The following is a 21475-nucleotide window of genomic DNA, read 5'->3' as shown; positions in this document are numbered from 1 at the left end:
AACAACAAAATATTAATTTTCAACAGGGAGGGATTGGGGGAGGGGTGTCAACTAGCGCCGGTGCCGTCATGTCGAAATAACCCGAATAACGGAGCCAGAATAATCCCAAAAGCAAAGCCGCCAATGTGTGCCCAGTAAGCAACTCCGCCTGTTTCCACACTCATATTAGCAGCGGCTTGCAGACTGGCTAGACCGGATATCACATTCTGGATGACAAAAATCCCTATGAGAATAATTGCCGGTATCCTGATGGTAGTGACAAAAAAACCGAGAAAAGCTAAGGTTAAAATTCTCGATTGCGGAAACCGCATCACGTATGCACCCAGAATCCCTGCGATCGCACCACTAGCGCCTAAAGAAGGAATGGTAGAATTCATACTGATAAACCACTGACATAAGGCTGCTAAAGCACCGCACGACAAATAAAAAATTAGATACTTGAAGTGTCCCATACGGTCTTCAACATTGTTACCAAAGACCCAGAGAAATACCATATTTGAGAGCAGATGCCACCAACCACCGTGTAAAAATTGTGATGTAAATAGAGCTGTCCACTCTTGGGAAAAATTAGTGGTTAACTGTTGTGGTATGACGGCGTACATCCCGAAAAATTGCTCTAGCTCTTGACCTGATAGACTGAGTTCATGAAGAAAGACAACAATATTCAAACCAATCAACCCGTAAGTTAAATACGGAGTGGTTCGCGCGGGGTTTTCATCATAGAGAGGAAACACAGGTGTTTTTCCTAATTATTATCGGTTAATTGCAATATAGCCTGTCTTGCCATAGCAAATTGCTCAACAGTATGAATTAGGCGATGATGTCTCGCCCCCATAATAATAAATAGTTTGTCCTGGAAAGCAAAGATTTCTACCAGCAGGTATGGCTACGCCACGCCACCTATTAAAGATAAGCTCAATTACCAACTATAAACCAAATCCCGCATCATAGATAATAGATGGGGGTAAAATTCTCACTACAAACTTTGATTATTACTTGATGAGTAGATAGACAATGCAGATTATCCAGTCTCTCCATACAGCAATTCTCGTGACTGACTTAGAAAAAGCGGAAAATTTTTATGGAACAATATTGGGATTGTCCAAAATCGAGCGATCCTTAAAGTATCCCGGTGTATGGTATCAGGTGGGGAACTATCAACTTCATCTCATAGTTGCAAATACTGTCCCTACCGATAAACCTAATCAAAAATGGGGACGCAATCCTCATATAGCCTTTTGTGTAGCTGATTTGGATCATGCTCAACAAGAATTACTCCATCACAACTATCCCATTCAAGTTAGTGCTTCGGGTCGCGCTGCTTTGTTCACTCAAGACCCGGATGGGAATATCATCGAACTGAGTCAGCAATGAAAATTATTGCTTATGCTTACAGTAACCCCCTTTTAGAATCTTCTCCTCATCCCCATGATTGGGGCTGGGAGGTTGATTCTATATATGAAGATTTGGGTCAGAGATCGCAGTTGCAAAAATTAATCACAGACTGTAAAACTCAACCAGCAGATTATCTCCTCATCCGTAGTTTAGGGGAATTGGGGGATACTTTGGAGGAAGTGAGCGATCGCTTGCATGAACTCGAAGCAATGGGGATCATGATTATTGCTACGGAACAACCCTATACTTCCCAAAGTTCGCGTGTAGACTCGGATTTGTGGAAATTGCTTCAGGAAATCGCAAATCAGCAGCATAGCCGCCGTATCCGCCAAGGACACGCATCTAATCGTCTACAAGCCTCACCTCCTCCGGGTAAAGCTCCCTATGGCTATCGTCGTAGTAAAGAAAAATATACTATTGACCGCAGTACAGCAACTGTAGTTAAAGATTTTTTTGAACACTTTTTACTTTACGGTTCCCTACGGGGTGCAGTTGGTTATTTAGCCAAGAAATATGGTAAGAAAATTTCTGTTACTACAGGGAGACGCTGGCTAACTAATCCCGTTTATCGCGGTGATACAGCTTATCACCATCATCAAATTATTTCTGATACCCATATCCCCATTATTTCTAGGGAAGAAGGGGCTCAAGTTGACCGCATCTTACGCCGCAACAGTCGTTTACCTTCTCGAACCGCCAGCGCACCCCGTTCTTTAGCTGGTTTAGTTATTTGTGGTGAGTGTCAGTCACATACAACAGTTACCCGCGTCACCGGGCGCAACCAAGATAAAGAGTATCTTTATTTACGTCCTATTAGCTGTAAGCGACGGACTAAATGTCGGGCGATCGCCTACCATGACGTATTACAGCATACTATTAAAATTATTTGCCGTGACTTAGCTCTGGCTGTGGACGGAATGGACTTTCCCCAATTGGATAATATTAAGAATAGTCTGGTACAAGCGATCGCAAATCAGCAACAAATACTCCAGCAGTTACCAGCTTTAGTGGAAACGGGGATTTTGGATGACGAAACAGCCAAGTTAAGGGCTTACAAACTGCGCACAGGAATTTCTCAACTCCAAGCAAAACTAGCAACACTTCCCCCAGTCAACTTGCGTTCTGTTGCTCAAGCTGTTTCCATTCCCCAATTTTGGTTAGACTTATCAGAAGCAGAAAGGAGGTTTTACTTTCGAGAATTTATCAAACAAATTCAAATTATTCGCCACGATCAAGACTGGGAGTTACGCCTAATTTTTATTTTTTAGCAGCAGATGTATTTGCTTTACCTGTATTGCGCACATTTATAAATTTACCCAGCAAATCAAACCAAAATGGTGCACCCATGGCAATTGCAATTCCACTTACAAACCAACCGAAAATCATAGTTAAAAATTTCTTGATGGAGAAATAACCCTGTTTACTAGGCTCCCAGTCAAGTTGTTGTTTTAAATTCATAGCACTCCAACCAATAGGTAAGACAATTTCTGCTAATACATCTTCAGTTTGTTTTTTGACTTCTGCTAAATTTCCAGATGCATTAAGATTATTATTCTTCACTATTTGCCCAGCGTTATTCACAATAGCAATCCTGACAGCAGAATCTTTTGATAGTCTGTTTACAATATGAAATGCATCAGCATTTGCAATGACTGCCATGCTAAAGCCAATTAAAAGTGCTACTCCTTTAGCATTTCGTTTGTATACTCCGGCAGATCGCTCCATTGATTGATTAAATGTCTGTTCTAGTTCTTGCTGTAATATATAAATTGCTTCTTGTGTATTTTGAGCTTTTGTTTCGGCACGCTTTGCTAAACTAGCCATATTCTTAATTACAGATTGCGGCAGTTTTGCCCTCAACTTTTCAAATGTTTTATCGGCTTCAATATTTTGGTTTTTAAATTCATTTAGTAATCCTTGGTGAACCTCACTACCTATATTGATTAACTGCACAACTTCATTAATATGAGGTCTTAAACCTTTGAGGGAAATAGTTTTTTCAAGCTCGTTAAACATATCCCCTCGGAGGAATCTCAGTTTTTGTAAGGCTTTTCCGGCGAAAAACTCATCTGGCATATCTTCCTGAAAAATATATATGTATTTATCTAAACTTTGTGCCATGCGATTCATGGTAATCAGCAAGTCAGCTTTTTGTTTACAGAAATCATCAATAATTTCGGTAAAGCTTTTCTCAACTAATTCTGTAAATTCTTGGTAGATATTAACTGAAAATTGCGTTATGTGGTCATCTATACTATTTACTTGTGTGTGAAACTTCAATAAAATATTTTGGATCTCATGTAACTGTTCATCTTTAAAATTTATCAGTCTTGATTCAGTTAACTTATGAACTAGTTCTGGTATACCTAATGTTTCTATGAGGGTCGTAGCAAAAGTATCCGCTGCCATATAAGAAGGGGCGCTGTGCTTTATAAGATGTGATTGGTTATTGTTATCTTTGATATTCCCTTTTTGGTATTGTACATATCCAAAAAAACTTTTCTTTTTTTTTCCTCCAGATAGGGGAAGTTGTCCCAGAAGAGATGATAATAACCAAGTAAACCGCCGAGGTAAATTTGAAATACCTTTTGATTCTTGGTTGATAGCTTTAATCAAGGGATGGTTATATAATTCATTAACAAAGTTAATGATCCTATCATCATCTGAATCTTCTGCATCACCTGCTACAAGAATTTCAATGGATTTCTTTAGATGCACTGCCCGCCATTGTAAAACCGTAGAGATCATTTCCTGAATTTCGGAAGCTAGCAAACTGAAAATTAAGTAGATAAAAATTAAACCAATTGTTATATCTAAAATAAAAGCTAAACTCATTGACAATTTCCTCAACAGATAGTTAGCATACTCATCTTGCTAATATTTGTATCATTTCTACCAGCTAATTATTGTTAAATAAATTAAAGAACACTCAACTGAATTTCTCGAAAAATTATTTATGCACAGGGAAAATTGAGGTAACCTGAGAATTTAGGAATTATTCAAAATAGATATTCTGACTGATGGGTAACATTAGAGATGTATTCAGGTCTGGTGTGTAATCAAAACAGTAAGTAAAATGATGATCAGAGAATATGCAAGAAAGAAGTTTTGTTTCGGACTATCTAGAAAAACAGCATCGCACGGTTAATCAATGGATTGATTGGGCATGGCTCATGGTATTACTGTTGGCCGCAGTCTTACTGTTTAGTATTAATCTGGGAGGATTATCCTTACGAGATGGGGATGAGGCTACTGTGGCGCAGGTTGCCAAGGAAATCTGGAGTGCTCCACCGGGTTCCATGAGATGGCTCTATCCTACCTTACTAGGTGAACCCTATTATAACAAACCACCTTTGATACATTTGTTGATTGCTTGGGCTTATTCTTTGGGAGGCGTGAATGAATGGACTACACGCTTACCCGGCTCAATTTTGACAGCATTTTCTGTGCCATGGCTCTATTCTCTGAGTCGGGAGATATTTCGTCAACGTTGGGTAGCTATTTATAGCTCCTTGATTTATCTGACAATGCTCCCCGTAGTCCGTTATGGCAGATTGGCTATTTTAGATGGAGCGGTGGTAACCTTTTTTATCATCATGATTTGGTGCCTATTGCGATCGCGGCGGGATTTGCGTTACTGTCTTGGTATTGGAATTGCACTGGGATTAATTTGCTTCACTCAGGGGCTATTAGGCATATTACTGGGTGCGATCGCCATTGTCTTTCTATTTTGGGATACACCCAGATTGCTCACCAGTTTCTACTTCTGGATAGGAATCACCATTGGCATATTACCTGTGGCTGCTTGGTATAGTATGCAACTGTTGCACTATGGTTACAGTTTTGCTTCTGTTGTCCTGGTCAATCAATCATTAACCCCCATCAACACAGGCATTAACAGACATAATGCTCCACCCTGGTACTATGTCATGGAAATTCTCAAATGGACATGGCCCTGGTTAATTTTTTTGCCCCAAACTGCGCGCTTAATTTGGACAAATCTTAACCTTAGCTGGGCGAAACTCTTACTGGTATGGAGTCTCGTCTATTTATTGCTAATATCCTTGATGAGTATAAAACCTCCTGAGTACTTATTAACCATTTACCCCAGTCTAGCCTTAGCTTTTGGCGCTGAGTTAGCAGAAATAGAAAATCTTCCTGTAGCATCATCCTATCCCCGTCTTTGGATAACCAGTTTGTCAATACTAGCTGTAGTGGCTTCTGCTGCTAGTATTTACTTCAGTGCCGGCACAGTAGAGAAAACAGATTTACAGCTGATTTTTGCAGCTGTGGCTCTGACCATGACTTTAGCTGCTATTTTAGCAGAACGAGGTAATGGGGAATTCCTGAAAATTTTACTTTGGGGAAGTTATATTTCTCTACTGCTATTAATGAAATCAAACTACTGGGCTTGGTAATCAGAAAATTGATTAATCTTGTTCTGGAATTTTCTCAGTGGTAGGAAGTTGCCCTTCATAGCTGGTATTTTGCTGCGTCATCGTGATCATAGTCAAGAAAATAGCCAGACCAACAGCCAACCCTAAGACAGGACGCTTGTTGAGAATAAAATCTCGTGTAATTCTAGCTAAAGGGCTACTTTGACGACGTAGAGACGAACAAAGCATTATTTGTTTAAGTATAAACGGATCACGGACATAATGGCCACTGCGACAGACTACTAGCCTTTGCTGACAATAAGGACAGCTAAACAAGCCCACATGAGACTGGGCTATTCTGTGCTTAGGATTTCTTTGACAAATTGGGCAACTAATATAATCCTTATCAAAGGTGTGTATATTCATCTACCTCCTCCGCTTAGTCCATTTACTAGCTCTATCTTAATGGAGCAAGAGGACTCCGGTTATAGTTCCATACTTAACCGGAGGTGAATTGCAACCACCTTATAACTAACGCGACAGCCTTTCATCTCTGCTCAGAGTAAATCATTAGTATCTGTCTAATGGTCAGTAGTCACTAGAAAAAATCAACAACTGACAACTGACAATTGATTATGCTGTAATCTCTATGGCTTCCATGTCTTCGGCAGCATCTGCATCTAGCTGTTTCAGACGAATATGTTTTTTCCCCAGTGTGATGAGAAACTCATCTCCTGGTTTGAGATTCATCTGTTTTGTATAAGCTGAACCTATAAGTAAATTACCATTTGATTGCACGCTAATTCTATAGCTAGCACTGCGCCCGCCACGTCCATTCGCACTGGGTGAACTGTCTAACTGAATGCCTTCCGCATCAATGAGGGCATTCAAAAATTTCATCATATTCACACGCTCTATACCATTTTTGGTAATGGTATAGTAGCCGCACTGCTTGGCTTTTTCTTCTTTGCTCAGGGTTTCTAGCTCTTTAACTTTTTTGAGCAGTTCTTCACCCATTAGGGGTTCTATTTTTTTCAGTTTAGGCATCAACTTAGATGAAAAATGAATGGTTGGAGTAGTTGAATTGGATTTATTTTAGCTGACATCGAGCTAGTAGGAACAAAATCCTTGAGTTTTTATCTCAGCTTTCATAAGTATATTACACTCATAGATGAAATTGTTGCACAATTACCAACATTGTCAACGGAATCTATTCTTTGGAATGCTCTTAACTATATCTAGTTTGTGAAGACTAGTAGATTATATTTGTTTAAGTTTCCTAAAGCCAGTCTCAAGGCTTATTTACTTAAATCCCTTGCTCATGAGAACAAAAGATGATATAGAAAAATGCTCATTTAATCCTGAGCATTAGTAATTATTCAACGGTCAGCGGTGAAGACAAAAGAACTGATAACTCATAAATAAACAAAACTCGTGACCATGAAACTAACTACCAAAGGACATTACAGTGTCAAGGCATTACTAGATTTAAGTTTACAGCCAGGTTATGGACCAGCACCAGTGAGAGCGATCGCACTTCGCCAAGATATCCCCGCGCCTTACCTTGAGAAGTTACTAATAGAAATGCGCCGGGCTGGATTAGTGAAATCAATTCGGGGTAGCATTGGTGGATACCAACTAGCATTAAAGCCGGCACAAATTTCTATAGGTCAAATTTTAGAGTCAGTTGGTGAAAATATGACTCGTTTACCACATCAGACCCCAAGCGCAGCCCAAACTGAAGATTGGGTAACATTCACTCTTTGGCAAAGACTCAACCAAAAGCTCAAAGAGGCTTTATACAGTATTACTCTGGCGGATCTTTATTATGATGCGCGTAGTTGGCAAGCTTCTCTTGGGGAAGAAGCTAGTTTTGTCGTTTAGTAATTGGTGATTCGCCTTCATATATAATGACATCATCTGTTATTTTGTTTCTTGCTGCACTATTAGATTACTTAATTGGCGATCCTTGGGGTTGGCCTCATCCAGTCCAAGTTATGGGGTGGGTAATTTCTCCCCTGACTAAATTTTTTCTCAAGGTCTGTCACAATTCTCTCGCTCAACGGATAGCTGGAATTATCTTAGCCATAACCTTAATAATTGGTAGCGGCTGTTTGGGTTGGTTAATAATTCAAACTGCCAAATGGCTCCATCCATTATGGGGAAATGTCTTAGAAACCATTATTTTAGCTAGTTGTTTTGCTTTGAAAAGTCTTCGGAGTGCAGCACAGGAGGTTTTAAAACCATTAACAGCAGGAGATTTAGACTCAGCCCGTTATATTTTAAGTAATTATGTCGGTAGAGATTCACAACATCTCTCAGAACCAGAAATTTTGCGCGCTGTGTTAGAAACTGTCACAGAAAATGCTACAGATGGAGTTATGGCTCCACTTTTTTATGCCATTGTGGGCGCTTGTGTGCCGGGTGTGGGTTTAATTCCTCTGGCTTTGGCATACAAAGCTAGCAGTACCCTTGATTCCATGGTAGGTTATCGCCAAGCACCCTATACTTATATAGGGTGGTTTAGTGCCAGGCTAGAGGATTACTTAACTTGGCTACCCTGTCGCTTAACGGTGATTACTTTGGCTCTACTATCAGGTAAACCCTTATATGTTTGGCGAATATGTTGCCGCGATGCGGTAAAAGATCCCAGTCCTAACTCAGGCTGGAGCGAGTGTGCTTATGCTGCTATTTTGGGTGTGCAAATGGGCGGTACCAATTGGTATGGGGGAGTACCTCAACAAAAACCCCTCTTAGGAGATGTCATTCATCCCATTACCCCAACCGTAATTCACAATGCCTTATTGCTGACTCGATATTCTTTTTTGTTATGGTTATGCGTAGCGATCGCTATACCCCTAATTGCTAATACACTTAACTAATATGGATGAAATAGGGCATGGGGAGATTTTTTTCCCATAGCCTTGTACATGAGCGATTAGTGGCCTCTCTACCCATTCCCTAAACTATGTCTGCCAAAGTAGTTGAAATTCTTTCATCAGAAGACCTGCGTCGTACATTAACTCGCCTAGCGTCTCAGATTGTGGAAAAGTCCCGTGATTTATCCCAACTGGTACTCCTTGGTATTTATACCAGAGGGGCGCTCTTAGCAGAATTATTGGCACGTCAGATTGAGACACTCGAAGGTGTCAGCGTGGCAGTGGGAGCATTAGATATTACATTCTACCGAGATGATCTTGATAAAATTGGGTTAAGGACTCCGGCAAAAAGCAACATCCCTTTTGACCTCACAGGGAAGACAGTTGTGTTAGTAGATGATGTGATTTTTAAAGGTCGCACAGTTCGCGCCGCTTTGAATGCAGTGACTGAGTATGGTAGACCCGAAGTGATCCGCTTGGCTGTTTTAGTAGACAGGGGTCATAGAGAAGTACCAATTCACCCAGATTTTATTGGTAAGCAACTACCTACCGCCAAAGAAGAAATAGTAAAAGTTTACTTACAAGATTGGGATGGCAAAGATGCAGTTGAGTTGATGGCAGCAAATAACTAGAAATCCTGCCAGTAGCAATTGGTACCCAGTTATCAATGGTGTTCACCCCCTAAGTTGTTGGCAAAACTTGCCGTAATGCCCCTAAAAGTCGGTCAACGCTTTCTGGACGACTATTAAAACCCATTAGTCCCACCCGCCAAACTTGACCGGCTAGTTCACCTAGACCACCGCCAATCTCAATGTTATGTTCATTGAGTAACTGCCGAGCGATCGCTTTACCATCTACTCCCGTAGGAATACGCACAGTAGTCAAAGTTGGTAACCGATACTCCTTCTCAACGTGCATAGTTAATCCTAAATCTTCTAAGCCTTCCCAGAGATACTCGGCATTTTCTTGATGACGCTGCCAACAATTAGCTAATCCCTCTTCTGCCACTAAACGCAGTGCTTCCCGCAAGCCATAATACAGACTAATCGGTGCTGTGTGGTGATAGGTGCGTTCATTCCCCCAATATTTACCCAATAATGACATATCTAAATACCAGTTTGTCACCTTTGTAGAGCGCTGCTGCAATTTGTCCACAGCACGAGAGCTCATAGTAAAAGGTGAAGCACCCGGAGAACAACCCAATCCTTTTTGACTACAACTATAAGCTAAGTCAACTCCCCAGGCATCCAAAAATATAGGCACACCGCCCAGACTGGTCACCGTATCTACCAACAGCAAAGTCCCAAATTCACGACATACCTCAGCCACTCCTTCTAAAGGTTGACGTGCTCCGGTAGATGTTTCAGCGTGAACCAAAGCCAGAATTGCCGGACGATGTTGTTCTACAGCCATGCGGATTTCATCAAGGCTGAAAACTTGCCCCCAAGGCTTAGTAATAGTGCGCACATCCGCACCATATCGCCCAGCCATATCCACAAGGCGATTACCGAAGTAACCAGCTACACCAATCAAAACTACATCACCTGGTGCTGTAGCATTGGCGATGGTTGCTTCCATTGCCGCTGAACCAGTACCACTAACTGCTATGGTGTGGTGGTTTTCTGTCTGCCATACGTACCGGAGTAGAGATTGAATCTCATCCATCAGTTCCAGAAAAGCCGGGTCAAGATGCCCCACCAGTGAGTGATTCATAGCTTGAAGAACAGCGGGATGGGCATTGGACGGACCAGGGCCCAATAGCAGACGCAAGGGAATTTCTAGAGGTTTAAGTTGTAAGTGCTGACTGTTGTTAATTGACATCATGGCTATCATAATTTATTTTCGCTGATACTTTGTTACTAATATTTGCCAATAAATAAATAGATAAGTTAAAAAGCCAAATTACCTTTTAACCAAGGCTCGAAGGTACTGAGCCAAAATCATTGAAAAACCAGAAACTTCACAGCATTACTAACTGTTCTCTTGATCTTTTATCCGGATGCGACGATCAAACAGCTCCTTAATCAGCAGCGTTGCACCAGCAAGTCCCGCTAAAACCACCGAAGCTGCAAAAGCACTTTGGGAATCGTAATTGCGGTAAGCCCCTTCCACATACAGAGTCAGAGTTTGGGTACGGCCAATTAAATTACTAGAGACGACAGCAATAGCACCATATTCTCCCATAGCGCGAGCCGTGGTAAGAATAATACCATAGAACAATCCCCAGCGAATAGAAGGTAATGTCACCCGCCAGAAAGTCTGCCATTCACCAGCCCCCAAGGTTTTGGCAGCTTCTTCTTCTTGAGTTCCCACTTCTTCCAAAATAGGGATGACTTCACGAGCCACAAAAGGCATACCCCCCATCATAGTTGCCAGAGCAATACCGGGGAAGGAAAAGATAATCTTGATGTCCAGAGACTGTAGCACAGATCCAAGTAGCCCATTGCGTCCGTAGAGGGAAACCAACATTAAACCTGTGACAATGGGGGAAATTGAAAATGGCAAGTCAATAATACTGAGTAACAAAGTGCGCCCTCGAAACCGCCGGCGGGCGATTACCCAAGCTGCACACAAACCAAAAATTACATTTAGTGGTACAGCTACTGCCACAGCCATGGCTGTGAGGCGCAAAGCCTGAGTAAAATCCGGGTCGATAAGAGTGGCGAAAAACGGGGCGATACCCCGGCTAAAGGCTCCAATGAATACATAAAGGGTCGGGAGAAGTAACACCAGCGCTAAATAAGTGATTACTGCGGCAATCAAAGCAAATTTACCCCACTCTCTATCCTTCTGGGAGTTGACCAATCTTGGTAAAGACTGGCTAGATTTAGGTTCAACCGTCATAACTTTGCCTCCAAGCTTGCAGTAAGTTGACCATGAGCAACAGTACCAAGGAAATCAGCAGTAACACCGTACCAATCGCGGTAGCCCCGGCTATGTCGTTTTGTTCCAGGCGTTGGAATACTAAAATGGGGGCAATTAAGTCTTGATAGGGAATATTAGCGGCAATCAAAACCACCGAGCCATATTCTCCCACTGCCCTAGCAAAAGCTTGGGTTGTACCCGTGAGGATAGCAGGTATAAGTGGTGGTAGCACCACCCGCCAACAAGTTTCCCAGCGGGAAGCCCCCAGAGACCAGGCAGCTTCTTCGATAGTATAATCTAGCTCTTGCAGTACAGGCTGAACGCTACGAACGACAAAAGGCACAGAAATAAACACCATTGCCACCGCTACCCCCAAGCGAGTAAAGGAGACTCTGATGCCCAAGGGGGAGAGAAATGAGCCAATCCAGCCCTGCTCACTGTAAACAGTAGCTAGAGTAATACCTGCAACTGCTGTGGGTAGGGCAAAGGGCAGGTCAATGACGGCATCTAAAACCCGTTTAAAGGGGAAATCATAGCGCACCAGCACCCATGCAGTAGCGGTACCAGCAACGCAGTTAATAGCAGCGGCCAAGAAGGCAGTACCAAACGTGATGGTGTAGGTTGACAGGGCAACGGGAGCGGTAGCTAGCCGCCAGAATTCCCCCGGTGAAAGGGTTGCAGCCCGCAGCATCAAGGCGGCTACAGGTAACAGCAGGACTACGGATAGATAGGTAATGGTGATGCCCCAGGGTAAAGAAAACCGCTTCAGCTTTTGCAGGGCGAAGGGGAAGGTGGACTGTGAGTTGGAAACTGTCATGGCTTCAGGATAAAAGTTAGCCCTAAGGTCGGGCAATATTGGCTTGGATATCGTCAAAGATTGCACCATCGGCAAAGAATTTCGGGCTGACTTGGCTCCAACCGCCAAAATCGTCGATGGTGAACAGGTTTGAGATTTGGGGATAAGTATCGGCAAATTCCGCGACTACTTCTGGTACTACTGGTCGGAAGCCTACTTTGGCAAATTCCCGCTGGGCTGCGGGGGTAAAGAGAAACTGTACAAAGGCTTCTGCTACTTCCCGGTTACCTCGCTGATCAACATAGCTATCAACTACGGCAATGGGATTATCAATGGAGATATTAATGTCGGGAACTATGTAGGGTAAATTCTGTCCCTGTTGTTTAGCTAAGATGAGTTCGTTCTCATAGTTGATCAATACATCTCCCTGTTTTTGGGCGAAAAAAGCATCAGTAGCTTCACGGGCATCTCTGGGTAGAACGGGCACGTTAGCATAAACCTTAGTCACAAAGTCTTGGGCTTGTTCTTCAGTGCCGCCTGTTTGGGTCACTCTTCCCCACAAAGCCATGTAATTCCAACGAGCGCCACCAGATGTTTTGGGGTTAGCAGTAATCACACTGACATCATCCCTGGCTAAGTCTTCCCAGTCTTGAATATTTTTGGGGTTGCCTTCCCGGGTAACTATAACCCCTACGGAACGGTAGGCAATGCCGTCGCCGTTGGGTGTCTTTTTCTCCCAGCCTGGTTTAATTAGCCCGGCTTCCTGGAGTTGCTGAGTGTCTGCTGATAGTGCTAGGGCGACAATATCCGCTTCTAAACCGTCAATGACGGCGCGGGTTTGGGAGCCTGACCCGCCGTAGCTCTGGCCAAAGGTGACTATCTCTCCGGTTTTTTCTCGCCAGTATTCAACAAATAGGGGAATAATCTTTTTGTACGCAGCACGGGTGACAGCGTAGCTCACTAGAGTTAGTTCTTTTCTGCCGGTGTTAGCACTATTACTAGGAGAGCAAGCGGCGATCGCACTACTTAAACACACTACTATTAAAAATAGCGCAATATATCTTTTTAAAGGCTGCCTTTGCCATCGATTCCAATTATGCACCCACATACCGGTTTGAGACTCCTAAATTTCTCTGTGTCAGGGAGTAATGTAGCATTTTTTACCCCTTTTCTGCTCTCTTAATTTAATCTATCAAGTTACAGTATTTTGATATTAGTTATAAATCATACACATATTACCATGGAATAGCAAGACAATCTCCAAAATCCCAATCAAGAATATGGTGATTAGCCATGTTTTTCCTCTGTGTTCCCTGTGCCTGTGGGGTTCGTGATTAAAAACTATTAAAAACTTAAGTGTTCGGGCATTTATAGCAATGGACAGGGCGCTGGGGACATGATAAAATTACCAAACCATTTCGGAGTAAGTATTTTCACTTTTTAATTTTGCTATAATCTCCTTAACCTAAACCTTTCCAAACCTCCGATCTCGTTGCTGGTAGGCAAACAAAGCGCGGTGAAACTCAGTGCGGTCAAAATCTGGCCACAGAGCATCAGTAATATAAATTTCCCCGTAAGCCATTTGCCAAAGCAGAAAATTAGAAAGTCGCATTTCGCCACTGGTGCGGATTAATAAATCCGGGTCAGTAATTCCTGCTGTGTAGAGGTGAGCCTCAAACAACTGTTCATCAATTTGATCAGGTTTAAGGACACCTTGCTGTACCTTTTGGGCGATCGCCCGGCAGGCTTGTAAAATTTCCTGGCGTCCCCCATAATTAGTAGCTACAGTAAACCGAATACCGCGATTATTGCGAGTTTCTGCCATTGAGCGGGAGATTTCAGCTTGCAGCGATGGAGGTAGAGCATCCAAATTCCCGACAAACTGGATTTGAACATTCTCCTGGAGCATTTCCCGAAGTTCTTGGCGGAGAACCCTTTGAAACAAAGTCATCAAAAAATCTACCTCTTCCTGGGGTCTTTTCCAGTTTTCGGTAGAAAAAGCATAAGCCGTTAGTGCCTGAATCCCCCAGTCTTTGCAACAGCGCAACAAATCCTTGAGCGCATCCACTCCGCGCTTATGTCCCATAATTCTGGGTAGACCTTGACGTTTAGCCCATCGACCATTGCCATCCATAATCACTGCGACGTGCTTTGGCAGTAGTTCTCGTTTTAAGTCAGAAGGTAAAAATTGCAGTTGAGTTTGTTGTGCTGTCATTTTTTATTTCGAGAAGCGGTCGATGGTAATCCAAGTAAACCTGAAATTATTACTATTGCTTTACTACCTATCTGACGACCCCAACCTAAGAGACTAGGAGCAACAGCTTCCCGGTCTACAGTGGTTGATAATCGAGCCTCTAAGGACTCCTTGAGTGTCCTAATCGTCAGTGGTCTATTGAGAGTTCCTCGTTCCGCTAAGGAAATAGAACCCGTTTCTTCTGATACAACCACACAGATACAATTTTCTACCCGCTCAGTGATCCCCATGGCTGCCCGGTGGCGTGTTCCCAACTGGCGGGAGGCCGTGCGTCCCGAAAGTGGTAGAATTATACCAGATGATACAATACGCGAGCCACGGATTAAGGTTGCCCCATCGTGGAGTAAAGTTTTCGGCTGAAAAATAGTCTGTATAAGTTCCTTAGAAACATCAGCATTTAGCTTAACTCCAGGCACAGAAAAATCCCGCTCGTGAATTGGACCTGTGGTTTCCAAAATCAGCAAAGCCCCTATGCGGTTTTTTGAAAGTTCTTTGACCGCATCTACAATTTCATCAATTACACTATCAGAGTTGGGGATGGTTAAACTGGATGGTTTAAATAACTGCTGAAATTCACCGCGTCCCACCTGCTCCAAAAATCGGCGAAATTCAGACTGGAGAGCCACAGCCATTGCTACAGCGCAGCCAATCACTAACTTTTCCAAAACAAAATTGAGCAGAGGGAAACCCATTCTGCCACTGAGTACTGAAGCTAGCATTAAGATAATAAAACCCCGCACCATCCACAGTGTTCGGCGCTCACTAATAATAACTAGTATCATGTAGGTCAGCGCTAACACCAACAAGATATCCAGAGTCCCAAGCAGCAAGGACTGCGACCATCCCAGGTTTGTCAGCCATTGCTTCCACCAATCTCTCATGACATCTGGATTACTCTTTGTTATCCCTCAATATTCTGTCATTTTGCTGTTATTTTCATGCCCCAAAGGTTAACCCTTGAGGAAACAGCAAGTGTTGAGTCATTAGCTATTAGTGATATTTTCCTAGCTAGTGACTATACAAACCGGTTATTAGTTCTGCACGTTGAGCCTGTCTGGTAGACAATCTTGTCGAATCAAGTCGTGATAACTTTCGCGCCGCAAAATTAAATTTGCTTCCCCATTGGCTACTACAACGGCAGCCGGGCGGGGTAAGCGATTATAGTTTGATGACATACTGTAATTGTACGCACCAGTCCCCATGATTACGAGTATATCCCCTGGTTGAGTTTCCGGCAGTTGGGCATTTTTAATCAGAATATCCCCTGATTCACAATGCTTACCAGCTATTGTCACTGTTTGGGTGAGGGGAGCAGACATCTTGTTAGCGACTACTGCTCGATAAACTGACTGGTAAGTAATGGGTCGGGGATTATCAGACATCCCACCGTCAACTGTCACGTAGGTACGAATGTCGGGCACAACCTTTGATGATCCCATAGTATAGGCTGTGACGCACGCTGTGGCAATCAGCGATCGCCCTGGTTCACACAACAATTTTGGCAAAGGGAGATTTTCGGCAGTACAAGCTGCTTGTATAACTTCACAAATCGCCTTTACCCATTCTGTAATACTGGGGGGATCATCAGATTCAGTGTACCTAATTCCTAAACCACCGCCCACATTTAATTCTGTGACGCTTAAACCATAATTTGCCGCCTTTTTTAACCACTGCACCATGACAGCAGCCAAATCTCGATGGGGTTGGCGTTCAAAAATTTGGGAACCAATGTGAGCATGTAACCCAACGCAGTTTAAAGAAGGTTGCTGACTGACAAAGGTAAATACTTCGTCCAAATCATTAGGGTCAAAGCCAAATTTACTATCTAAATGTCCCGTGCGAATGTATTCGTGGGTATGGCATTCAATTCCTGGGGTTAACCGCAACATCACCCGGATGGGGGTGGATGTCCCCGGTGCTTGTTCTGCCATCTTTACCAAGGTATGCAGTTCTTGCCAGTTATCTGCCACAATGGTGCTACCAGACTCTATAGCTAAAAGCAGTTCTTCATGAGATTTATTATTGCCATGGAGGTAGAGTTTCTCCGGGTTCACACCGGCACTTATAGCTGTATATAATTCCCCTCCCGAAACTACATCTATACCTAATCCTTCCGATGCTGCGATCGCGCAAACTGCTAAACAGTTCCAGGCTTTGGATGCGTATAGTACCTGAGATTCACCCTGGTAATATTTTTTAAATGTATCTCGATATTGCTGACAAGCTAAACGCAGGGTTTCTTCATCTAAAATATACAAAGGTGAACCAAACTGCTCCACCAGGGTTTTGACATCACACCCACCAATTTCTAGGATGTCCTGACTGTTAAGTTTGGCGGTAACTGGTAAAAGTTCCTGGTTGGGGGAAACATTGATGTTTTCACGTCCTTGAATTTGAGGTAAATATTGACTACCAGCATATTGAACGCCAGTGGGGTGAGTGGATACCATAGTTTTTATAAATTGTCCTTGCTCAAAGTTGAAATTTTTTTGGGCGTGGGGTCATTCAGCGTCCCGATTTTCAGTTTAACCAAAATAGCGTGGAAACAGGAGATATGCCTAGGTTCAGTTGACGGCGCTTTTTTCCCCTCAAGGATGTTTCAATCTTCATATTTATTTACCCATTCGCCATTAACGTGATCTTATTAGACTTAAAACTGAAATCCCTGACTTTAAATGATCTAACTGCCATCCTGGAACTAGATCAAGCCTGTTTTGGCGGTCTGTGGACTATGGATGGCTATCAACGAGAGTTAAACAGTCCTAACAGTGTATTATTAGGTTTATTTTCCCCGGTTTATGGGTCAAAACTGCTAGGAATGGGGTGCTTTTGGGCAATCTTAGAAGAAGCACACATTACAATTTTGGCAATTCATCCCCAATATCACCGTCAAGGTTTGGGACAGGCTTTACTGTATTCTCTACTTCAAACCGCAAGCGATCGCGGACTGGAGCGAGCCACCCTGGAAGTCCGCGCTTCTAATTTGGCGGCCATATCCTTATATGAAAAATTTGGCTTTAAGATAGCCGGACGGCGGCGGGGTTATTACCAGGATAATGGAGAGGATGCTAAGGTGTTGTGGCTGTCAGATTTACAATCTCCGCAAGCAGAAACTTTGGAGAATTGGCATACTACTGTGGTCTATGGGTTAAGGAAATCTTTTTGGCAAATGCGTTGACTCATGGGTGATTATGCCTAGCTAAACCCGGATGAGGATCACATTAGGGAGAAAAAATTCATGTTTTTGCTGCTATGTACTATTAAAATATTTAATCAATAATTTTTTTAAATTTCAAATAAATTATTAGTCCAGCATATTCTTGAATAGAGACTGATAAGTATGTTATAAGTCTATATTTGGAAATAGTTAAATAAAAGCCTAAGCATAGCGGCTTGCTGGATAGTTGTAAAGCAGGGAAACACTAGTAAAATCAAGCCCCTAAGTATAGCAACCATAAAAAAAGTAATAAAAAACTAACAATTAAGCCAGGATGTGGGGCGAAATTTTTTCGTGGCCTATAATCTTTATACAGGCATCCAAAAGCAGAGCCTGTGCTAAAATCAGCATACCGGCACGACGCAGGTGATGGGAAAAATGCCATGTTTGAACGCTTCACAGAAAAAGCCATTAAGGTAATCATGCTGGCCCAAGAAGAGGCCCGCCGCTTAGGTCACAACTTCGTGGGAACCGAACAGATCCTCCTAGGTCTGATTGGGGAAGGTACGGGAGTTGCGGCTAAAGTGTTGAAATCAATGGGTGTCAATCTCAAAGATGCCCGGATTGAGGTAGAAAAAATCATAGGCCGGGGTTCGGGCTTTGTGGCCGTGGAAATTCCGTTTACGCCACGGGCAAAGCGTGTACTAGAGCTATCCTTGGAAGAAGCGCGCCAATTAGGGCATAACTACATTGGCACCGAGCATCTGCTGTTGGGCCTGATCCGGGAAGGGGAAGGTGTAGCAGCCAGGGTGCTAGAAAACCTAGGGGTAGATTTATCTAAGGTACGAACCCAAGTGATCCGAATGCTCGGAGAAACAGCAGAGGTTTCAGCCACAGGGCCATCGGGACGCACCAAAACTCCCACCTTGGATGAGTTTGGCTCGAATTTAACCCAAATGGCGACGGACAACAAGCTAGACCCAGTTGTAGGACGCGCTAAAGAAATTGAGCGTGTGATCCAAATTTTGGGGCGCCGGACTAAAAATAATCCAGTATTAATCGGTGAACCAGGGGTAGGGAAAACAGCGATCGCCGAAGGTCTAGCATCCCGCATAGCTAACAGGGATGTTCCCGACATCCTAGAAGATAAGCGGGTGGTAACCCTAGATATCGGCTTGCTAGTAGCAGGTACCAAGTACCGGGGTGAGTTTGAAGAACGCCTCAAGAAAATCATGGATGAAATCCGCTCGGCGGGTAATGTCATCCTGGTAATTGACGAGGTACACACTCTCATCGGTGCTGGTGCTGCAGAAGGGGCTATTGATGCAGCTAATATCCTCAAGCCGGCTTTGGCTAGGGGTGAGTTACAGTGTATTGGCGCTACGACTTTAGATGAGTACCGCAAGCACATTGAGCGAGATGCAGCTCTAGAGCGACGCTTCCAACCGGTGATGGTGGGAGAACCTTCTGTAGATGAAACCATTGAAATCCTGCACGGGTTGCGCGAACGCTATGAGCAACACCACAAGCTGAAAATCTCTGATGAGGCTTTGGTGGCGGCGGCAAAATTATCTGACCGTTACATTAGCGATCGCTATCTACCAGATAAGGCTATCGATTTAATTGACGAGGCTGGTTCTAGGGTACGTTTAATGAACTCCCAATTACCACCCGCAGCTAAAGAGTTAGACAAAGAACTACGGCAAATCTTAAAAGAAAAAGACGAAGCTGTCCGCTCCCAAGACTTTGACAAAGCTGGGGAACTGCGCGATCGCGAAATGGAAATCAAAGCCGAAATTCGCGCCATCGCCCAAGGTAAAACTAATACCTCTACCAGCCCAAGTGATAGCGCCCGGATCCCAGCCGTTGAGCCTGTAGTCGGCGAAGAGGACATTGCTCACATTGTGGCTTCCTGGACTGGCGTACCAGTGAACAAGCTTACGGAATCAGAATCCGAAAAGCTGCTGCACATGGAAGATACCTTACATCAGCGGTTAATCGGTCAAGAAGATGCGGTGAAAGCTGTTTCCCGCGCCATTCGCCGCGCTCGTGTCGGTTTGAAGAATCCTAACCGACCCATCGCTAGTTTTGTCTTCTCCGGTCCAACTGGGGTAGGTAAAACTGAGTTGGCTAAGTCCTTGGCTTCCTACTTCTTCGGTTCTGAAGAAGCAATGATTCGCCTGGATATGTCGGAATACATGGAACGCCACACCGTTAGTAAGTTGATTGGTTCGCCTCCTGGTTATGTTGGTTACAACGAAGGCGGTCAGTTAACTGAAGCTGTGCGTCGCCGACCCTATACTGTGGTGCTATTCGACGAAATCGAAAAAGCTCACCCCGATGTCTTCAATATGCTGCTGCAAATTCTCGAAGACGGTCGGTTAACAGATGCGAAAGGTCGCACGGTGGACTTTAAGAACACTTTGTTAATTCTGACTTCTAACATAGGTTCTAAGGTAATTGAAAAAGGCGGCGGCGGTATCGGCTTTGAATTCGCTGATGATGCGACGGAGACTCAATACAACCGCATTCGCTCTCTGGTGAATGAAGAACTCAAGCAGTACTTCCGTCCTGAATTCCTCAACCGTCTGGATGAAATTATCGTCTTCCGTCAATTGAGTAAGGCTGAGGTGACGGAAATCGCCGAAATCATGCTCAAGGAAGTATTTGGTCGTCTGACTGAAAAGGGTATCACTTTAGAGGTGAGCGATCGCTTTAAGGACAGACTAATTCAAGAGGGTTACAGTCCCAGCTACGGCGCTAGGCCATTACGTCGAGCTATCATGCGCTTATTAGAAGATAGCCTAGCTGAAGAAATTCTTTCTGGTCGCATTAAGGATGGTGATACAGCCTTAGTTGATGTTGACGAGAGTGGTAACGTTCAAGTTAGTGCTGGACAGCGCCGCGAGTTATTAACTCAGGGTGTTGATTCCTAGTTAGAAACTATAAAAGTTAAATCAGCGGTGGGGAATTTCCGTTCTCTACCGTTTTTTTTGTGAAGCACCAGGTACAAGAGAAAGAAAGGAGGGTTTTGTGGCTAACCTAATTTCGGATCAGGTATATGGAATAATGTAACTAATTCTAGTTGCAAAATTTTTCTGAGGACAGATAATGGAAGTAAGCAGTCGGGAGTTCTCATGACCCGCAGGGAGAAATTAATTAAGCGGTTTCTTAGTATTCCCAAAGATTTCACCTGGGAGGAGTTAGTTACTTTGCTTTCGGGGTTTGGGTTTGAGGAGGTCAGCACGACGGGAAAAACGGGAGGTTCTCGGCGGCGTTTTCTCAATGATGGGGGAGTGATTATTACTTTACATGAACCCCATCCTCAAAATATTCTCAAACGATATCAGATTGAACAGATTATCAAGATTCTCCAAGGAGAAGAATTGCTATGAATAACATGATGCAATACAAGGATTATTTCGGGTCGATTCACTATAGTGATGATGATAAAATCTTCTACGGACAAGTGGAACATATCCGCAGTTTAATCAGTTTTGAAGGGGAAGATGTGGCTAGTCTCAGGGCTAGTTTTGAGGAAGCAATTGATGATTATTTGGCTCTGTGTGCAGAAAAAGGGATTGAGCCTGAGAAGCCGTTTAAGGGTAGTTTTAATGTGCGTGTAGGTAGCCAACTTCATCGTCAAGCGGCTTTATTTGCTCAACAACGGGGGGTGAATCTCAATAAGTTGGTGACGGATGCACTAGAATGTTATCTGAAAGGGGAATCGTTGGAAAATGCTTGAGGAATTGC

The 21475-nt window shown here is 43.4% G+C and carries 20 protein-coding genes and 1 pseudogene; 10 read left to right on the top strand and 11 right to left on the bottom strand.

Going from position 1 to position 21475, the window contains the following annotated elements; genetic code table 11:
* Positions 1–47 precede the first annotated feature (47 nt).
* Positions 48–734 (bottom strand): rhomboid family intramembrane serine protease, encoded by a 687-nt coding sequence (locus tag PN457_RS02430; RefSeq protein WP_271731104.1) that lies wholly within the window; start codon positions 732–734, stop codon positions 48–50.
* 280 nt (positions 735–1014) lie between these two features.
* Here PN457_RS02430 and PN457_RS02425 point away from each other — a divergent pair, with 280 nt between their 5' ends.
* Positions 1015–1374, top strand: a complete 360-nt coding sequence (locus PN457_RS02425; protein WP_271731102.1) for a VOC family protein — start codon at positions 1015–1017, stop codon at positions 1372–1374.
* Positions 1371–2663 (top strand): recombinase family protein, encoded by a 1293-nt coding sequence (locus PN457_RS02420; RefSeq protein WP_271731100.1) that lies wholly within the window; start codon positions 1371–1373, stop codon positions 2661–2663. Before PN457_RS02425 ends, PN457_RS02420 begins: the two co-directional genes overlap by 4 nt.
* Here the strand turns inward: PN457_RS02420 and PN457_RS02415 are convergent.
* Positions 2653–4230 carry a hypothetical protein gene (locus PN457_RS02415; RefSeq protein ID WP_271731098.1) on the bottom strand — a complete coding sequence of 526 codons (1578 nt, stop codon included), beginning with the start codon at positions 4228–4230 and terminating at the stop codon, positions 2653–2655. The genes PN457_RS02420 and PN457_RS02415 overlap by 11 nt on opposite strands.
* Before the next feature lie 257 nt (positions 4231–4487).
* Between PN457_RS02415 and PN457_RS02410 the strand changes: the two are divergent.
* Positions 4488–5810 (top strand): annotated as a pseudogene (locus PN457_RS02410) (ArnT family glycosyltransferase); the annotation flags it as partial.
* A 15-nt stretch (positions 5811–5825) separates the two neighbouring features.
* On the opposite strand, the gene PN457_RS02405 reads toward PN457_RS02410, so the two are convergent.
* Positions 5826–6197 carry a hypothetical protein gene (locus tag PN457_RS02405; protein WP_271731096.1) on the bottom strand — a complete coding sequence of 124 codons (372 nt, stop codon included), beginning with the start codon at positions 6195–6197 and terminating at the stop codon, positions 5826–5828.
* A 207-nt stretch (positions 6198–6404) separates the two neighbouring features.
* Positions 6405–6818 (bottom strand): AbrB family transcriptional regulator, encoded by a 414-nt coding sequence (locus tag PN457_RS02400; RefSeq protein WP_271731093.1) that lies wholly within the window; start codon positions 6816–6818, stop codon positions 6405–6407.
* Between the two features lie 393 nt (positions 6819–7211).
* Between PN457_RS02400 and PN457_RS02395 the strand changes: the two genes are divergently transcribed.
* From PN457_RS02395 to pyrR, 3 genes are all read left to right on the top strand, one after another.
* Positions 7212–7655 carry an Rrf2 family transcriptional regulator gene (locus PN457_RS02395; RefSeq protein ID WP_271731091.1) on the top strand — a complete coding sequence of 148 codons (444 nt, stop codon included), beginning with the start codon at positions 7212–7214 and terminating at the stop codon, positions 7653–7655.
* 26 nt (positions 7656–7681) lie between these two features.
* Positions 7682–8653: an adenosylcobinamide-phosphate synthase CbiB gene (gene cbiB, locus PN457_RS02390; protein ID WP_271731089.1), complete on the top strand. Its 972-nt coding sequence runs from the start codon at positions 7682–7684 to the stop codon at positions 8651–8653.
* 86 nt (positions 8654–8739) lie between these two features.
* Positions 8740–9282 (top strand): bifunctional pyr operon transcriptional regulator/uracil phosphoribosyltransferase PyrR, encoded by a 543-nt coding sequence (pyrR, locus tag PN457_RS02385; RefSeq protein WP_200987724.1) that lies wholly within the window; start codon positions 8740–8742, stop codon positions 9280–9282.
* A 49-nt stretch (positions 9283–9331) separates the two neighbouring features.
* Here the strand turns inward: pyrR and PN457_RS02380 are convergent, their stop codons facing one another.
* The 7 genes from PN457_RS02380 to lysA form a co-directional block, all read right to left on the bottom strand.
* On the bottom strand, positions 9332–10483 hold the full coding sequence (locus PN457_RS02380) for an alanine--glyoxylate aminotransferase family protein (RefSeq protein ID WP_271731087.1): 1152 nt from the start codon (positions 10481–10483) through the stop codon (positions 9332–9334).
* A 138-nt stretch (positions 10484–10621) separates the two neighbouring features.
* Positions 10622–11494 (bottom strand): sulfate ABC transporter permease subunit CysW, encoded by an 873-nt coding sequence (gene cysW, locus PN457_RS02375; RefSeq protein ID WP_271731084.1) that lies wholly within the window; start codon positions 11492–11494, stop codon positions 10622–10624.
* Positions 11484–12332, bottom strand: a complete 849-nt coding sequence (gene cysT, locus PN457_RS02370) for a sulfate ABC transporter permease subunit CysT (RefSeq protein ID WP_271731082.1) — start codon at positions 12330–12332, stop codon at positions 11484–11486. The genes cysW and cysT overlap by 11 nt, the downstream gene beginning before the upstream one ends.
* A gap of 22 nt (positions 12333–12354) precedes the next feature.
* The gene (locus tag PN457_RS02365; RefSeq protein ID WP_271731081.1) at positions 12355–13419 is read right to left on the bottom strand and encodes a sulfate ABC transporter substrate-binding protein; all 1065 of its coding nucleotides are present in this window, start codon (positions 13417–13419) and stop codon (positions 12355–12357) included.
* A gap of 357 nt (positions 13420–13776) precedes the next feature.
* Complete coding sequence (locus PN457_RS02360; RefSeq protein ID WP_271731080.1) at positions 13777–14526, bottom strand: isoprenyl transferase; 750 nt, start codon at positions 14524–14526, stop codon at positions 13777–13779.
* Complete coding sequence (cdaA, locus tag PN457_RS02355; RefSeq protein ID WP_271731079.1) at positions 14523–15446, bottom strand: diadenylate cyclase CdaA; 924 nt, start codon at positions 15444–15446, stop codon at positions 14523–14525. The genes PN457_RS02360 and cdaA overlap by 4 nt, the downstream gene beginning before the upstream one ends.
* A gap of 150 nt (positions 15447–15596) precedes the next feature.
* On the bottom strand, positions 15597–17015 hold the full coding sequence (lysA, locus tag PN457_RS02350) for a diaminopimelate decarboxylase (RefSeq protein WP_271731078.1): 1419 nt from the start codon (positions 17013–17015) through the stop codon (positions 15597–15599).
* Positions 17016–17200: 185 nt separating this feature from the next.
* Here lysA and rimI point away from each other — a divergent pair, with 185 nt between their 5' ends.
* From rimI to PN457_RS02330, 4 genes are all read left to right on the top strand, one after another.
* Positions 17201–17743: a ribosomal protein S18-alanine N-acetyltransferase gene (gene rimI / locus PN457_RS02345; RefSeq protein WP_271731076.1), complete on the top strand. Its 543-nt coding sequence runs from the start codon at positions 17201–17203 to the stop codon at positions 17741–17743.
* Between the two features lie 422 nt (positions 17744–18165).
* The gene (locus tag PN457_RS18445; protein WP_271731173.1) at positions 18166–20658 is read left to right on the top strand and encodes an ATP-dependent Clp protease ATP-binding subunit; all 2493 of its coding nucleotides are present in this window, start codon (positions 18166–18168) and stop codon (positions 20656–20658) included.
* 201 nt (positions 20659–20859) lie between these two features.
* Entirely contained in the window at positions 20860–21117 is a 258-nt protein-coding gene (locus PN457_RS02335) for a type II toxin-antitoxin system HicA family toxin (protein WP_200987732.1), read from the top strand.
* Positions 21114–21467 carry a type II toxin-antitoxin system HicB family antitoxin gene (locus PN457_RS02330; RefSeq protein WP_271731073.1) on the top strand — a complete coding sequence of 118 codons (354 nt, stop codon included), beginning with the start codon at positions 21114–21116 and terminating at the stop codon, positions 21465–21467. Before PN457_RS02335 ends, PN457_RS02330 begins: the two co-directional genes overlap by 4 nt.
* Positions 21468–21475 lie beyond the last annotated feature (8 nt).

Source organism: Anabaenopsis arnoldii, from assembly GCF_028331025.1.
Taxonomy (GTDB): Bacteria; Cyanobacteriota; Cyanobacteriia; order Cyanobacteriales; family Nostocaceae; genus Anabaenopsis; species Anabaenopsis arnoldii.
Note: the sequence above shows the minus strand (reverse complement) of the source record. Positions and strands in the feature narration are given on the sequence as shown.